Source organism: Qipengyuania sp. YIM B01966 (genome assembly GCF_016461955.1).
Classification (GTDB): Bacteria; Pseudomonadota; Alphaproteobacteria; order Sphingomonadales; family Sphingomonadaceae; genus QFOP01.
This window is the reverse complement of record NZ_JADMNM010000005.1, coordinates 38,530-53,425: the sequence shown is the minus strand read 5'-3', so window position 1 is coordinate 53,425 and position 14,896 is coordinate 38,530. Positions and strand designations below refer to the sequence as shown.

Below are 14,896 nucleotides of genomic sequence, written 5' to 3'. Positions count from 1 at the left end.
GCCCTCATCCAGCGCCTATTCCGCGCCGGCGGCCTTGGCAAAGCGCCAGGCGGTTTCGGCCAGCGGCTGCACCCGTTCGGACATGGCCTTGGCATGGGCGGAGGACGCCGTGCCGTCGATGACCCGTTTCTTGATGCCCTGCATGATCCCGGCGAGACGGAAGAAATTATAGGCGAAGTACCAGTTCATGTCGGGCACCCGCTCGCGCCCCGTGGCGGCGGCATAGCGTTCGACCACCTCGTCCAGCTCGGGGATGCCGAGCGCGACCCGGTCGAGATCCTCGACCCCTGACCGACCGCCATTCTCGGTCACCCAGGCGAGGCAGAAATAGGTGAAATCCGCCAGCGGATCGCCCAGTGTGGACAGCTCCCAGTCGAGCACCGCGAGCACCTCTGCCCGGTCGGCGGCGAAGATCATGTTGTCGATCCGGTAATCGCCATGCACCACGCTGGTGCGCGTCTGTTCGGGGATGGTTGCGGGCAGGTATGCGATCAGCTGCTCCATCTCCTCCATCCGCTCGGTTTCGGACAGGCGATATTGCTTGGTCCAGCGCCCGATCTGCCGACCGAAATAATTGCCCGGCTTGCCATATTCGCCAAGGCCCGCGGCCTCCGGATCGACAGCGTGGAGGCGGGCGAGCACATCGACCATCTCGTGATAGACCGCGCGCCGCTCGGCTGGCCCAGCGCCGGGCATCGAGCCGTCCCAGATCGTCCGCCCCTCGACCATGCCCATGACGTAGAACCACGATCCAATCACGCCATCGTCGGTGCACAGCCCATGCTGCGGCGCGACGGGAAAGCCGGTCTGCTCCAGCGCCGATTGCACCTGATATTCGCGGTCCACCGCATGGGCCGACGGCAGCAGCGGGCCAAACGGCTTGCGGCGCAGGACATAGCTGCCCGACGGGCTGTCCAGCCGGTAGGTCGGGTTCGATTGCCCGCCCTTGAACTTGGCGATCGCCAGCGGTCCGGCGAAACCCGCCACATTGGCCTCCATCCACGCGGTCAGCCGCGCGGTGTCGAGCCGGTCATCGCCTTCAGGCTCGACCGTGCCGGTAAAAGCGGTCTGCGCATCGATTGCGGGGGGCAACGTCATTGGTCGAACACGATCACCGAGCGGGCGGAATGGCCCTGTTTCATCTTCTCGAACCCGTCATTGACCCCGGCGAGCGGGATGCGTTCGGCGATGATCGTGTCGAGATCGAGGAGGCCGCGCAGGTAGAAATCGACCAACCGGGGCAGATCGACAGGGAAGCGGTTCATCCCCATGATCGCGCCCTGCAGCTTCTTGCCGGAAAGCAGATCCATCGCCGACAGGCCAACCTTGCAGTCGAGCGGCATCATCCCGAGGATGATCGCCGTGCCGCCGCGCCGCAGCAGCTGGACGGCGAGATCGGCCGAAGCCTGCCGCCCGACCGCCTCGACCGCGTAATCGACGCCGCCCCTGGTCAGCTCGAGGATCGCACCGGCCGCGCCATCGGCGGTGGGATCGAACGCATCGGTCGCGCCCAGCACCTTGGCGAGATCGCGCTTTTCGGCCACCGGATCGACCGCGATCACCCGGCCCGCGCCGGCGATCCGCGCAGCGTTGATCGCCGCCAGCCCGACGCCGCCGCAGCCGACCACCGCGACGGTTTCCCCCGGCACCAGCTTGCAGGCGTTGAAGATCGTGCCCGCCCCGGTGGTCACCGCGCAGCCGATCACCGCCGCCCGGTCGAGCGGCATATCGCGGTCGATCGCCACGCAGGCATGTTCGTGGACCAGCATCTGTTCGGCAAAGGCTGACAGATTGAGCATCTGGTTGACCACCTCGCCGCTGCCCGCCCGGGTCAGGCGCGGCGCCTGCCCCTCCACGCGGCGCGTGTCACCGCCGAGGCACAGGGCCAGCCGGCCGGTGACGCAGAACTCGCAATGGCCGCAAAACGCGCTGAGGCAGGTGACGACGTGATCGCCGGGCTTGACCGTGCGCACCTCGCTGCCGACTGCCTCGACCACGCCGGCCGCCTCGTGCCCCGGCACCGCGGGCAGCGGGTGGGGATAGGCACCGTCGATGAAATGGAGATCCGAATGGCATAGCCCGCAAGCGGCGGTGCGGATCAGCACCTCGTGCGGGCCGGGCTTGGCGATGGCGAGATCGTCAATCACCAGCGGGCTTCCGGGGCGTTCGAGAATGGCGGCTTTCATCAGTGACTACTCCGTTCGGGTCTTGATCAGCATCCTTCGACAAGCTCAGGATGATCCTTCGACAGGCTCAGGATGAGCGGGGGGTGAGTTCCCTAACCCGCTCAGGCTGAGCTTGTCGAAGCCGGTTGTCATCAGCGCGTGACCCCCAGATCGCCCGAGCTGAAGCCCGGATCGCCCTGTGCGTTGGCGGGCACGTGGCGGGCAAACTCCATCCGCGCGATGGTGCGCGCGTGGACCTCGTCCGGCCCGTCGGCCAGCCGCAGCGTGCGCTGGTGCGCATAGGCATTGGCGAGGCCGAAATCGTCCGACACCCCGCCGCCGCCATGCGCCTGGATGGCATCGTCGATGATCCGCAGCGCCATGTTGGGCGCCTGCACCTTGATCATCGCGATTTCGCCCTTGGCCGCCTTGTTTCCGGCCTTGTCCATCATGTCGGCCGCCTTGAGGCACAGGAGGCGGGTCATCTCGATGTCGATCCGCGCGCGGGCGACGCGTTCTTCCCACACCGAATGCTTGTACACGGGCTTGCCGAAGGCCTCGCGCGCCTGCAGCCGCTGGCACATCTTTTCGAGCGCCAGTTCGGCGGTGCCGATGGTCCGCATGCAATGGTGAATGCGGCCCGGCCCAAGGCGGCCCTGCGCGATTTCGAAGCCGCGGCCTTCGCCCAGCAACATGTTGCTCGCCGGGATGCGGACATCCTTCAGCTCGACCTCCATGTGGCCGTGCGGCGCATCGTCATAGCCGAACACCGGCAGATGGCGGATGATGGTCACGCCCGGCGCGTCGACCGGCATCAGCACCATCGATTGCTGGCGGTGGCGGTCGGTTTCGACATCGGTCTTGCCCATGACGATGGCGATCTTGCAGCGCGGATCGCCAAGGCCAGAGGACCACCACTTGCGGCCATTGATGACATATTCATCGCCGTCGCGCTCGATCCGGGTTTCGATATTGGTTGCATCCGACGAGGCGACGGCCGGCTCGGTCATCAGGAAGGCGGAACGGATTTCGCCGTCCATCAGCGGGCGCAGCCATTCATCCTTCTGCGCGCGGGTGCCATAGCGGTGCAGCACCTCCATATTGCCGGTATCCGGCGCGGCGCAGTTGAACACCTCGCTCGCCCAACCATAGCGGCCCATTTCCTCAGCGCAGAGGGCGTATTCGAGATTGGTGAGGCCGGGGCCGTCGAATTCGAACGTGTCATCGACATGGCTCAATTGCCCCTGTGGCGGCATGAACAGGTTCCAGATCCCCTGCGCCTTGGCGCGGGCCTTTTCCTCCTCGATCACCTGCAGCACCTTCCAGCGGTCACCGCTGGCCTGTTCGGCATGATAATCGTCCATCCGCGGGGCGACGTGCCGGTCGATGAAATCGCGCACCCGGTCGCGCCAATGGCGCTGGCGGTCGGAAAGTTCGAAATCCATCAGGCAGTCCTTTCAAGTGGTATCATAACAGCGAAATCTCAGGCCGCGCCATCGGGATCGGCGCGGGCCAGCGCGTCAAGCGCGGCAAGGCGCGCCTCGTGATCTTCCCGGCCGATCGGGAACCGCGCCAGCCAGAAGGCGGCGATGAGGCCCAGCACGGTGCCGATGGCGATGTAATAGACGATCATCCGGTCGATCACCGCCGCGCTCACCGCACCCGGCTGCGCGCCGTCGGGCATCCCGGCCCACGACACGATCAGCCCGGCGATGAAGATACCGACCCCGGTCGAGCATTTGAGCACGAACCAGTTGCCGGCGTAGAAGGACGCTTCTGCCCGGCGGCCGGTGCGTTCCTCGAACGCCTCGACGATCTCGGCCACCATCGAGGAGCCTGAGACCATCACCATCACGCCTGCTGCATTGCTGACGATGACGAAGGCGAACAGCAGCGCGGTCGAGGCGGGCGAGCCGACTTCGGGCCACGCCCCCGCCAGCCGCAGCAGATAGGGGATGAGCCACAGCACCATCGCCGCCAGCGCCGCCAGCGTCGCCGTGCGCGGCTTGCCCCAGCGTTTGTGCAAGGTCCCCAGCGTGACGAACACCAGCACCACCGAGGCAAACAGCACCAGCGGATAGAGCATGAAGGCGGTGCGCGAAAATTCCCAGACGAACAGGTTGAGATAATTCGACAGCGCGAAGGTCATCCCCTGGCTGGCATAGGCGGCGACCGTGCCGGCGGCGAGGATCAGGAAGGCGCGTTCCGAAAACGCCTCGCGGATTTCGCCAAAGGCATTGGCGAGCGAGAAGGGCGGCGGCCGCATCAGCGGGTAATGCGCCACGCGCTTATGCTGGCCGAGCGCCGAGACTACCACCGAGACGAGGATCAGTGCCGCGCCGGTCACGCCAAAGGCGATATAGCCGTCGGCCTGCAGCATCCGTTCGCCCGGCAGGAACACGGTATAGGCGAGCACCATCATCAGCAGCCCGCCGATCCAACCGAACAGATAGCGGAAACGGAACAAGGTGGTACGCTCGTCATAATCGCGGGTCAGTTCGGGTACCAGCGCCACCGATGGAACCTCGCAGGCCGACAGCAGCAGGCGCACGCCGATCGCCGTCAGCAGCAGGCCGATGAAGGTTGGCTCACCTCCCGCCGGGGGCAACCACAGATAGGCCCAGGCCAGCGCCAGCGGGATGGCCGCGGCATAGAGCCATGGCAGCCGCCGGCCCCAGCGCGTATAGGTCCGGTCGGACAGATGGCCGAGCAGCGGGTCGATCAGCGCATCGGCGATCAGCGCCAGCGCCAGCGCCAGGCTGACCGTGGCGGCCGGCATCCCCAAAACCTGGTTGTAGAAGATCAGCAGGAAAACCGAAAAGCCGTTATCCTTGACCCCGAAAGCGACCGCGCCAAAGCCGTGATAAAGCTTCAGTCGCAGCGGCAAGGGGGGCTGGCGCATCGTCACCCGGCAGCGGTCCCGATCCCGGTTCCGGCATTCTGCTGATCGGCCATTGCCTGCAGCGCATCGAACAGGCCGGGCGTATCAGGGTCCCAGCTGTGCCGCGGGCCCAGGGTCAGCCCGCCATCGACGATGATGCCCTGCCCGTTGATGAAACTGGCCGCATCGCTGGCGAGGAAGGCACAGGTTTCGGCAATGTCATTGGGTACCCCGCCGCGCGCGACCGGCTGGGCGGCCGCGCTCATCTGCGCGATCGCCGCCTTGGCCATGCGCTCGGTATCGCCGGCAAGGCCAAGCGAGGCTGTAAAGATGTTGGTGTTGATGAAGCCCGGCTGCACCGCATTCACCCGGATGCGGTGGCGGGCAAGGTCGGTCGCCGCAACCTTGGTCAGATGCAGCACGCCGGCCTTGGCCACGGCATAGGCGGTGGGGGAATAGCCCGGCCCGACCGCCGCCACGCTCGATGTGTTGATGAACGATGGATTGGTCCGCCCGAGCATATGCGGCACGGCATAGCGGATGCCGAAGGCGACGGACCGCAGCAGCAGGTCCATCGTCCGGTCCCAGCCATCGGGCTCGATCTCGTCGATCCCCGCCCGCTCGCCGCCGGCGCCGGCATTGTTGAACACGGTATCGATCCCACCGCTGGTGGCGGCCACCGTGTCCATCAGCGCCTTGATGTCCGCCGTCTGGCTGACATCGCAGCGGTGGAAATGGACCTTGTCGCCCAGTTCTGCCGCCAGCGCGGTGCCGCCCGCCTCGTCAATATCGGCGGCGTGGACCACAGCGCCTTCGCGCGCGAACAATTCGCTGGTGGCCCGGCCAATGCCGGACGCAGCGCCGGTGATGACCACGACCCGGCCCGGGAATCGCATGATGCTCGCTCTCCGCCTGTGTTATGTTTGGCGGCAGCTTGGAGACGGCTTACGCATCCGTCAACGCGCCTCTGGCTGACGTTACGGCATAGCGGGACGCGGCAAAGGTGCTTGCGGCGGGCAGGCGAATCGACTTAACGTTTGCGTCAATCGCGGCCGCTGCGAGCCGCATTATAGCGAGGATGCCAGCCATGGCCGACAGCACCGCCGATCTCGAAACTTTCCGTCAGGAAACCCGCGCCTGGCTCGACGCCAACTGCCCGCCCGAAATGCGCGAGCCCGTGCGTGACGAGGAGGACGTGTTCTGGGGCGGGCGCAATGCGCGCTTCAAATCCGATGCCCAGCGCCAATGGTTCGAAGCCTCGGTCGCCAAGGGCTATACCGTGCCGTCCTGGCCCAAGGAATATGGCGGCGCCGGCCTGTCGCCCGCCGAAGCCAAGGTGCTGCGCGAAGAAATGGCCCGCATCGGCGCGCGCCCCCCGCTGTCGAGCTTCGGGATCTGGATGCTCGGCCCGGCGCTGCTCCACTTCGGCACCGAGGAGCAGAAGCGCCATTATCTGAACCAGATCGCGCGTGGCGAAATCCGCTGGTGCCAGGGCTATTCCGAACCGGGCAGCGGCTCTGACCTCGTATCCTTGCAGACCTATGGCGAGGATGCGGGCGATCACTGGGTGGTCAACGGCCAGAAGATCTGGACGTCCTATGCCGACCAGGCAGACTGGATTTTCTGCCTCGTCCGGACGGACAAGACGAACAAATATCAGGGCATCACCTTCATGCTGTTCGACATGGCGAGCGAAGGTGTCTCGACCAAGCCGATCCTGCTGATCAGCGGCAACAGCCCGTTTTGCGAAACCTTTTTCGACAATGTGAAAGTGCCAAAGGACCAGTTCGTCGGCGAGGTGAACCGCGGCTGGGACGTGGCCAAATATCTCCTCGGCCACGAACGCGAGATGATCTCGGGCGCGGGCGGGGGCGACCGCACCGCGGCCATCGGCGCGGCGCTGACCCGTGCGGCGGGCAAGCATGGCGACACGCTCGACCCGGTGCTGCGGGCCGAGCTGGCGCAGTTCGATGTCGATGCGCTGGCCTATGCCTGCATGGGTGAGAAGTTTCTCGACGAGGCCAAGGTCGGCAAGGCGCATCCGGCGCAGCCCAACATGATGAAATATGCCGGCACCGAGCTTAACAAGCGGCGCCACGAGCTGTTCATGGCGGCCGGCGGCAGCCGCGCGCTCGAATGGGACAGCGAGGCGACCGGCGGTGGCAAGACCGCGCGCGGCTGGCTCAGGACCAAGGCCAATTCGATTGAAGGCGGCACCAGCGAAGTGATGCTGAACGTCATCGCCAAACGCATCCTCGACCTGCCGGGGGCGTGATGGGCTGAATTGTCGCCCCGGACTTGATCCGGGGCCCCGCTCCTTCGTGCAGCGGGTGCCAAGATAGCTGGACCCCGGATCAAGTCCGGGGTGACGAAGTTGAGAGGACCGCGACCCGATGCCCCTTTACCATGATGACGATCAGGCGATGCTCGCCGATACCGCGCGCCAGTTCATGGCCGATGAAGGCAGTATCAAGAACCAGCTGCGCCACTGGCGCGACCGCGAATGCAAGGACGGGTTCGGCCACGGATTGTGGGGCCAGTTCGGCGAAATGGGCTTTGCCGGGATGTTGGTGGACGAGGCGGATGGCGGGCTCGGCATGGGCCATGTCGAAGCGGGCATCGTGCTAGAGGAAATCGGCCGCAACCTGACCCCTTCGCCGTTCCTCACCTCCTCGGTGCTGGCGGCGACCGCATTTAAGGATGCCAGCGCCGAGCTGCGCGGGCGCTGGCTGCCGGGGCTCGTCTCGGGCGAAAAGGTCTATGCCGTCGCGCTCGACGAAGGGGCCAAGCACCGGCCTGAACGGATCACCACCCGCGCCGAACGCTCGGGCAACGGCTTCCGGCTGACGGGCGAGAAAACCTTTGTTCTCCACGGCGCCAGCGCGGACATGATCGTGGTCGCCGCACGCACCGCCGGCGCGGATGACGATGCCGAGGGTATCACGCTGTTCGCTGTGCCCAGGGATGCGTCGGGCATGAGCCACGATGCAGTTCGTCTGGTCGACAGCTCGATGGCGACGCACACCAAATTCGACGGCGTCGAGCTCGATGGCGATGCGGTGATCGGCGAGGTCGATGGCGGGCGCGAACTGCTCGGCCGGATGCTCGATGCCGGGCGCTGCGGCGCGGCGGCCGAAAGCGTCGGCGTCTCGCGCGGGGCAATGGACATGACGGTCGATTATCTCAAGCAGCGCAAGCAGTTCGGCCGGCTGATCGGCGAATTCCAGGCGCTCCAGCACCGCGCCGCGCATCTTTATTCCGAGGTCGAAATCGCCCGCGCCGCCGTGATCAAGGCGCAGCAATTGCTCGATGGCGGCAGCGAAAACGCCTCGCTGATGGCCTCGGTCGCCAAGGCCAAGGCGGGCAAGGCGGCCGGGCTCGCGGTGCGCGAAGGGGTGCAGATGCATGGCGGCATCGGTATGACCGACGAATACGATATCGGCCTCTACATGAAGCGCGACCGCGCGCTGGCCGAGTTCCTCGGTGACCAGTATTATCACGCCAACCGCGTCGCCGAACTGAGCGGATATTGAGCAGGAGACACGGCATGACTCTCGAAGATCTGTTCAGCCTCAAGGGGCGCGTGGCGCTGGTGACCGGCGGCAGCCGCGGGATCGGGCGGATGATCGTTGAAGGCTTCCTCGCCGCCGGGGCCGAGCGGGTCTATATCTCGGCGCGCAAGATCAACGAGATAGAAGAGACCTGCGCCGCCCTGGGCGAGCGGGTGATCGGTATCCAGGGCGACATCTCGACGCTGGAGGGGATCGAGCGGCTGGTCGAGGAATTATCAGCGCGCGAAAGCCAGCTCGACATTCTGGTCAATAATGCCGGGGCGGCCTGGGGATCGGATTATACCGATTTTCCCGAAGCGGGCTGGGACAAGGTCATGGACCTCAACGTCAAGACCCCGTTCTTCCTGACCCAGCGGCTGCATACATTGCTGACCGCTGGTGCCAGCCAGGAGCAGCCGGCCAAGGTGATCAACATCGCCAGCATTGACGGGCTGCGGATCAATCCGTGGGAAACCTATTCCTACCAGGCGTCAAAGGCGGCGCTGATCCACCTGACGCGGCGGATGGCCGCGCGGCTGGTCAAGGATCATGTCTATGTCACCGCGATCGCGCCGGGCGCCTTCCCGTCGAGCATGAACAAGGTCGCCCGCGACGCCGAAGATCAGGCGGCGGCAGGCATCCCGAACAAGCGGGTGGGCAACAAGTTCGATATGGGTGGTAGCGCGGTCTATCTCGCCAGCCGGGCGGGCAATTACACGATCGGCGAGACGCTGACCGTCGATGGCGGGATCGTCAACGCGCTGCTGCCGACGCATTTTGCCGATCCCAGCGGGGCCGATCCGGCCGCGCACTAGGTGCGCCCACTAGAGGCGGGCGCGTTCAGCCCGCCGTCGCGGCGGCTTCCTCGATCCGCTTGGCCACGCGGGCAGCGTCAGCCTTCTGGCGCTGCAGCAGCGTGCGCCGCGCCTGATTGGCGAGCCCGCGCCAGGTGCGTTCGGCCCTCAGGCAGCGTTCGCGGACATTGTCGAGCGTGGCGGCTTTCGCTTCAGCCGCAGCATCGTCGGCCCGTTCACTGTAGAACTCGAAAGTCTGGCTCATGCCGGCTCCTTGGGTGGAGGGAAGGGGACACCGGGGCCGGCGATACGTGCCGGCCCCGGTGCAATAGATCAGTCAGCCGACGAAAGGTTGACCGCGCTTTCCTTGCCATTGCGGCCGGTTTCGACCTCGTAATTCACCCGCTGTTCCTTGTTCAGCGTATGCATCCCGGCGGCCTGTACGGCCGAGATATGGACGAAGCTGTCGCCCGAGCCATCATCGGGCTGGATGAAGCCATAGCCCTTGTCGGCGTTAAAGAATTTTACGGTTCCGGTCTTGCTCATGGGGTGTTCCTTTCAAGAACAGGTTTCAATCCCGGCGGAGGTGCCGGGACAGCGTCGCGTGAAATCGTCCAGTGAAAGGAAGTCGTCGTCTGCTTTACGCCCCTTCGCGCGGTGCGCGGAAAGGCGGTCGTCAAATGTCGATGTCCGTCGCTATTGTCGACGTCAGCAGCCTGTGCATAGCACGCCGGCCCGATTTGACCTAATGATTACTCAGCCCATCAATTCGCGGACGAAGCCGATCAGCCCAGTCTGCCGCGCACGGCGCATCCGTTCGGATTGCAGGATGCCGTGGACCTTGGCGAAACAGGCGTCGATATCCTCGTTGACGACGACATAATCATAGCCGTCCCAATGGCTGATTTCAGCGCGGGCGCGGGCCATCCGGTCGGCGATTACGTCGCCCGAATCGGTCGCCCGCGCGCGCAGCCGCCGTTCCAGCTCGGTAATGCTGGGCGGCAGCAGGAACACGCGGACCACATCCACCTCCATCTTCTGATAGAGCTGCTGCGTGCCCTGCCAGTCGATATCGAACAGGAAATCCTGCCCGTCCTTCAGGCCCTGTTTGATCTGCGCCTTGGGCGTGCCGTAGCACTGGCCGAACACCTCGGCCCATTCGAGGAAAGCTTCCTCCGCGACCATCCGGTCGAATTCGCCGCGGCTCACAAAATGATAATCGCGCCCGTCCACCTCGCCGGGGCGGATCGGGCGGGTGGTGACCGAAACCGACATGGCGATATCGCCATCTTCGGCCAGCAGGCGGCGGGCGATGGTGGTTTTCCCCGCGCCCGAGGGCGAGGAGAGGATGAACATCAGCCCGCGGCGCTGCAATTTGTCGTATTCCGCCATACGCGCCTCTTTGCCGCCGAGGGCAGGCGCAAAGCAACCGAAAGCTGGTTATTCCTTGGTCGTTTTGGCCAGCGTCTTGTCGCCCGCACGGCGGGACGCCTTTTTCGACCGGGTCCGGTCGAACAGCGTTTTGGCAAGGAGACCGCCGCCAACCAGCACCGCACCGGGCACCGACCGGGTGGCAACGCGCGTCAGGGCATAGCCGGCAAGGCTGGCCGAAAGGCTGCGCTTGCTGACAATCGCGTCGGCCCCGCCCTTGCCATAGCGGCGCGAGAGCATCCCTTTTTCCGCCAAGTGCCGCATCGCCTGGCTACCGATGCGCATGGCAATATCGGCCGCGAGCAGGTTGGTTGCGGGGTTGGGGCTGAGGCCAGCGACATGTTCGGTGCGGTCGCGCGGGTGTTGCGTCGCCAATTCGGCCGAAGGAAGCGACCGGCCCATTTTCTTGCGCGCCATCGGCTGAAATCCTCCTGTTGCGCCCCCGCAGGCAGGGGCGACTATTTCTTGCGGCCAAAATCGACCGTGACGACGTTCGAGCCATCGTCTGCCGGTTCAACCACCGGGGCGCCGCGCTGTTCCGGGCTGTCATTGCCGGCATCGTCATGGACGATCATCGCGCCGTCTTCGGGTACGCTGGCCTGGAATTGCAGCCCGAAATCGACCGCCGGATCGACGAAGGCGGTAATCGCGGCATAGGGAATGTTGAGCTTGGCCGGGATCTGGTTGAAGCTGAGACCGACGCTGAACGCATCATCGCGCACGTCGAGATCCCAGAACTTGTTCTGCAGCACGATGGTCATTTCATCGGGAAACCGTTCGCGCAGATGCGGCGGAATGCTGACGCCGGGCGCGGCGGTCTTGAAGGTGATGTAGAAATGATGGCCGCCCGGCAGATCGCCGCCCGTCGCCGCGACCTGGCCCAGCACGCGCCCGACCACCGCGCGCAGCGCCTCCTGCACGATTTCGTCATAGGGGATCAGGCTGTCGGGCGTCTCGTCGCTCATGAGCCGCTAGGTGGCGGCGGCGCGCGCGCCGGTCAAGCCGGAATGCTTGCGTAATCGCCCGCCAAGGGGCTAGCGCAGCCATGCCATGCGCCGCGCCACCATCACCCGCACCACCGCCGAAACGCAGATTTCGGTCAGCCTCGATCTCGACGGCACCGGCCAGTATCGGGTCGCCACCGGGATCGGCTTCCTCGACCATATGATCGAGCAGCTTTCGCGCCATTCGCTGATCGATATTGAGCTGGCGGTGACGGGCGATCTCCATGTCGACCAGCACCACACGACCGAGGACAGCGCACTGGCGCTGGGGCAGGCGCTGGCCGAGTCGCTGGGCGACAAGGCCGGGATCGCCCGTTACGGCCATGCCTATTCGCCGATGGACGAGACGCTGGCCCGCGTCGCGCTGGATATTTCCGGCCGGCCGTATCTCGTCTGGCGCGCCGGCTTTTCGCAGATGCGGCTGGGCGAATGGGATACCGAGCTGATCGAACACTGGTTCCATTCGCTGAGCCAGACGGCCGGCATCACGCTCCATTGCGAGCTGCTCTATGGCAGCAACAACCACCACATCTGCGAGGCGCTGTATAAGGGTCTTGCCCGCGCGCTGCGGCAGGCGGTCGAGATCGATCCGCGCAAACAGGGCGCGGTGCCCAGCACCAAGGGCGTATTGTGAGCGCGCGGCTGGCGGGGCCTGCGCCGCTGAGCCTGATCCTGCTAAATTATCAGCGCCCGCTGGCCGAGGTCGATGCGGCGATGGCGCGTCATGTCGCCTGGCTCGAACTGGGTTTTGCCGAAGGGGTGTTCGTCGCGGCCGGACGGCGGGATCCGCGCACCGGCGGCGTGATCGTGTGCCGGGGGGCGGGCACCGAGGTCGAGGCGCTGGTGGCGACCGATCCGTTCGTTTCCGAAGGGCTCGCCACCGCCGAAGTGGTTGCGTTCAACGCCAGCTTTGCTGTGCCTGAGCTGGCGGGATTGCTGCGCGGATGATCGCGCTGATCGATTATGGCGCGGGCAACCTCCGTTCGGTCGCCAATGCGGTGCGCGCGGCAGGCGCGGTTGAGGTCGAGCTGACCGCCGATCCTGCCGCTGTCCGTCGCGCCGATCGCGTCGTGCTGCCCGGAGTTGGCAGCTTCCGCGCCTGCGCCGAGGGTTTGCGCGGTGTGACCGGCATGGTGGAGGCGCTGGAGGAGCGCGTGCTGGCGGGCGGCGCGCCGTTCCTCGGCATTTGTGTCGGGATGCAGCTGATGGCCGATCGCGGGCTCGAACATGGCGAGACGCCGGGCCTTGGCTGGATTGCGGGCGAGGTGGTGCCGGTCGCGCCGGCTGACCCCACCATCAAGGTCCCGCATATGGGTTGGAACGATGTCGCGCTGATGCCGCACGCTGCCGACCATCCGGTGCTGGCCGGCGGCGAGGCCTATTTCCTCCACTCGTACCATTTCGCCGCGCGCCGCCCGGCCGATGTCGCCGCGCTGACCGATCACGGCGGCGGGCTGGTCGCGGCGGTGGCGAAGGACAATTTGCTGGGCGTGCAGTTCCATCCGGAAAAGAGCCAGGCCTATGGCCTTGCCCTGCTGGCACGGTTTCTGGAGTGGCAGCCATGATCGTCTTTCCCGCAATCGACCTCAAGGGCGGGCAAGTGGTCCGCCTTGCGGCAGGGGACATGGACCGCGCGACCGTCTATGGCAGCGATCCGGCGGCACAGGCGCTGGCCTTTGCCGAAGCGGGCGCGCAGCATCTCCACGTGGTCGATCTTGACGGGGCGTTCGCGGGGGAAAGCCGCAACCGCGCGGCGGTCGAGGCGATACTCGAAGCCTTCCCCGGCCATGTGCAGCTGGGCGGAGGCATCCGTGATGCGGCGGCGGTGGAAGGGTGGTTCGCGCTGGGCGTGTCGCGCATCGTGATCGGCTCGGCCGCGCTGACCGACCCCGCCTTTGTGCGGACCATGGCGGCCAATTGGGAAGGCGGGATCGTCGTTGCGGTCGATGCCAAAGACGGAATGGTCGCGACCGAAGGCTGGGCGGCCTTGTCCGACGTTCCCGTGGTCGATCTTGCCCGCCGGTTCGAAGATGCCGGCGTTGCCAGCCTGTTGTTTACAGATATCGGCCGCGACGGGTTGCTGAAAGGCGTCAATATCGATGCCACAGTCGATCTGGCGCGCAGCGTCGACATCCCGGTAATTGCCAGCGGCGGGGTCAAGGGGCTGGACGATATCCGCCTGCTGAGCCTCCATGCCGCTGACGGGATCGAAGGCGTCATTACCGGCCGCGCTCTCTATGACGGGCGGCTAGATCTGGCGGCGGCGCTGGCGCTGGCGGGGCGGGCGCCGTGACCGTCCGCATCCGGGTGATCCCCTGCCTCGATGTGGCCGACGGGCGGGTTGTCAAAGGTGTCAACTTCGTCAACCTCGCCGATGCCGGCGATCCGGTCGCACAAGCGCGCACCTACGATCAGGCCGGCGCTGACGAGCTATGTTTCCTCGACATATCAGCAAGTTACGAAGGGCGCGGGACGCTGCTGGACATCGTCCGCCGCACGGCCGAGGTGTGCTTCATGCCGCTCACCGTGGGCGGCGGGGTGCGCAGTGTGGACGACGCCCGCGCGCTCTTGCTGGCCGGCGCGGACAAGGTGGCGGTCAATTCCGCCGCTGTCGCACGGCCCGAACTGGTGGCCGACATCGCCGACCGTTTCGGCAGCCAGTGCGTCGTCGCCAGCGTCGATGCCCGGCAAGCAGGCGCGGGGGCATGGGAAATCTACACCCATGGCGGCCGGCAGGCGACCGGCATCGACGCGCTGGCCCATGCGGTGCGGCTGGCCGAGTTGGGCGCGGGCGAGCTCCTCGTCACCTCGATGGACGGCGATGGCACCCGCGCCGGCTATGACCTCGCACTGACGCGCAGCATCGCCGACGCGGTGCCGGTGCCGGTGATCGCCAGCGGCGGGGTCGGGACGCTCGATCATCTTGTGGCGGGCGTCACCCATGGCCATGCCAGCGCAGTGCTCGCCGCCTCGATCTTCCATTTCGGCCAGCACAGTATGGCCGAGGCGCACGCGGCGCTGCGCGCTGCCGGCTTGCCCGCGCGTGGCTGACGCGGCACAGAAGCCGGCG

At 66.1% G+C, this 14,896-nt stretch carries 18 protein-coding genes; 8 read left to right on the top strand and 10 right to left on the bottom strand.

Going from position 1 to position 14,896, the window contains the following annotated elements; genetic code table 11:
• Positions 1-15 precede the first annotated feature (15 nt).
• From ILT46_RS07500 to ILT46_RS07480, 5 genes are all read right to left on the bottom strand, one after another.
• Positions 16-1,098 (bottom strand): phosphotransferase family protein, encoded by a 1,083-nt coding sequence (locus tag ILT46_RS07500; RefSeq protein ID WP_199504013.1) that lies wholly within the window; start codon positions 1,096-1,098, stop codon positions 16-18.
• A complete protein-coding gene (locus tag ILT46_RS07495) occupies positions 1,095-2,189 on the bottom strand; it encodes a Zn-dependent alcohol dehydrogenase (RefSeq protein ID WP_199504138.1) in 1,095 nt (364 codons plus the stop codon). The genes ILT46_RS07500 and ILT46_RS07495 overlap by 4 nt, the downstream gene beginning before the upstream one ends.
• Positions 2,190-2,317: 128 nt before the next feature.
• Positions 2,318-3,610: an acyl-CoA dehydrogenase family protein gene (locus ILT46_RS07490; RefSeq protein ID WP_199504012.1), complete on the bottom strand. Its 1,293-nt coding sequence runs from the start codon at positions 3,608-3,610 to the stop codon at positions 2,318-2,320.
• Between the two features lie 38 nt (positions 3,611-3,648).
• Positions 3,649-5,067, bottom strand: a complete 1,419-nt coding sequence (locus tag ILT46_RS07485; RefSeq protein WP_233397090.1) for an MFS transporter — start codon at positions 5,065-5,067, stop codon at positions 3,649-3,651.
• Between the two features lie 2 nt (positions 5,068-5,069).
• Positions 5,070-5,942 (bottom strand): SDR family NAD(P)-dependent oxidoreductase, encoded by an 873-nt coding sequence (locus tag ILT46_RS07480; RefSeq protein WP_199504010.1) that lies wholly within the window; start codon positions 5,940-5,942, stop codon positions 5,070-5,072.
• 191 nt (positions 5,943-6,133) lie between these two features.
• Between ILT46_RS07480 and ILT46_RS07475 the strand changes: the two genes are divergently transcribed.
• The 3 genes from ILT46_RS07475 to ILT46_RS07465 all read left to right on the top strand — a co-directional run bounded on the left by ILT46_RS07475 (position 6,134) and on the right by ILT46_RS07465 (position 9,412).
• Positions 6,134-7,321: an acyl-CoA dehydrogenase family protein gene (locus ILT46_RS07475; RefSeq protein WP_199504009.1), complete on the top strand. Its 1,188-nt coding sequence runs from the start codon at positions 6,134-6,136 to the stop codon at positions 7,319-7,321.
• 118 nt (positions 7,322-7,439) lie between these two features.
• Complete coding sequence (locus tag ILT46_RS07470) at positions 7,440-8,579, top strand: acyl-CoA dehydrogenase family protein (RefSeq protein WP_199504008.1); 1,140 nt, start codon at positions 7,440-7,442, stop codon at positions 8,577-8,579.
• A gap of 14 nt (positions 8,580-8,593) precedes the next feature.
• Positions 8,594-9,412 carry an SDR family oxidoreductase gene (locus ILT46_RS07465; protein ID WP_199504007.1) on the top strand — a complete coding sequence of 273 codons (819 nt, stop codon included), beginning with the start codon at positions 8,594-8,596 and terminating at the stop codon, positions 9,410-9,412.
• Positions 9,413-9,437: 25 nt separating this feature from the next.
• Here ILT46_RS07465 and ILT46_RS07460 read toward each other — a convergent pair whose 3' ends face one another.
• The 5 genes from ILT46_RS07460 to ILT46_RS07440 form a co-directional block, all read right to left on the bottom strand.
• Entirely contained in the window at positions 9,438-9,656 is a 219-nt protein-coding gene (locus ILT46_RS07460; protein WP_199504006.1) for a hypothetical protein, read from the bottom strand.
• Positions 9,657-9,724: 68 nt separating this feature from the next.
• Complete coding sequence (locus tag ILT46_RS07455; protein WP_199504005.1) at positions 9,725-9,937, bottom strand: cold-shock protein; 213 nt, start codon at positions 9,935-9,937, stop codon at positions 9,725-9,727.
• Between the two features lie 210 nt (positions 9,938-10,147).
• Positions 10,148-10,783: a guanylate kinase gene (gene gmk / locus ILT46_RS07450; RefSeq protein ID WP_199504004.1), complete on the bottom strand. Its 636-nt coding sequence runs from the start codon at positions 10,781-10,783 to the stop codon at positions 10,148-10,150.
• Between the two features lie 48 nt (positions 10,784-10,831).
• A complete protein-coding gene (locus ILT46_RS07445; RefSeq protein WP_233397089.1) occupies positions 10,832-11,239 on the bottom strand; it encodes a hypothetical protein in 408 nt (135 codons plus the stop codon).
• Between the two features lie 41 nt (positions 11,240-11,280).
• A complete protein-coding gene (locus ILT46_RS07440) occupies positions 11,281-11,787 on the bottom strand; it encodes an SspB family protein (protein ID WP_199504003.1) in 507 nt (168 codons plus the stop codon).
• Positions 11,788-11,872: 85 nt separating this feature from the next.
• Between ILT46_RS07440 and hisB the strand changes: the two genes are divergently transcribed.
• The 5 genes from hisB to hisF are packed head-to-tail and all read left to right on the top strand — an operon-like array spanning position 11,873 to position 14,877.
• Complete coding sequence (gene hisB, locus ILT46_RS07435) at positions 11,873-12,460, top strand: imidazoleglycerol-phosphate dehydratase HisB (protein WP_199504002.1); 588 nt, start codon at positions 11,873-11,875, stop codon at positions 12,458-12,460.
• Positions 12,457-12,774 (top strand): YciI family protein, encoded by a 318-nt coding sequence (locus ILT46_RS07430; RefSeq protein ID WP_370592378.1) that lies wholly within the window; start codon positions 12,457-12,459, stop codon positions 12,772-12,774. Before hisB ends, ILT46_RS07430 begins: the two co-directional genes overlap by 4 nt.
• Positions 12,771-13,391, top strand: a complete 621-nt coding sequence (gene hisH / locus ILT46_RS07425; protein WP_199504001.1) for an imidazole glycerol phosphate synthase subunit HisH — start codon at positions 12,771-12,773, stop codon at positions 13,389-13,391. Before ILT46_RS07430 ends, hisH begins: the two co-directional genes overlap by 4 nt.
• The gene (hisA, locus tag ILT46_RS07420) at positions 13,388-14,119 is read left to right on the top strand and encodes a 1-(5-phosphoribosyl)-5-[(5-phosphoribosylamino)methylideneamino]imidazole-4-carboxamide isomerase (protein ID WP_199504135.1); all 732 of its coding nucleotides are present in this window, start codon (positions 13,388-13,390) and stop codon (positions 14,117-14,119) included. The genes hisH and hisA overlap by 4 nt, the downstream gene beginning before the upstream one ends.
• Positions 14,116-14,877, top strand: coding sequence for an imidazole glycerol phosphate synthase subunit HisF (gene hisF / locus ILT46_RS07415; protein ID WP_199504000.1), 762 nt, complete (start codon positions 14,116-14,118; stop codon positions 14,875-14,877). Before hisA ends, hisF begins: the two co-directional genes overlap by 4 nt.
• Positions 14,878-14,896: the final 19 nt, after the last annotated feature.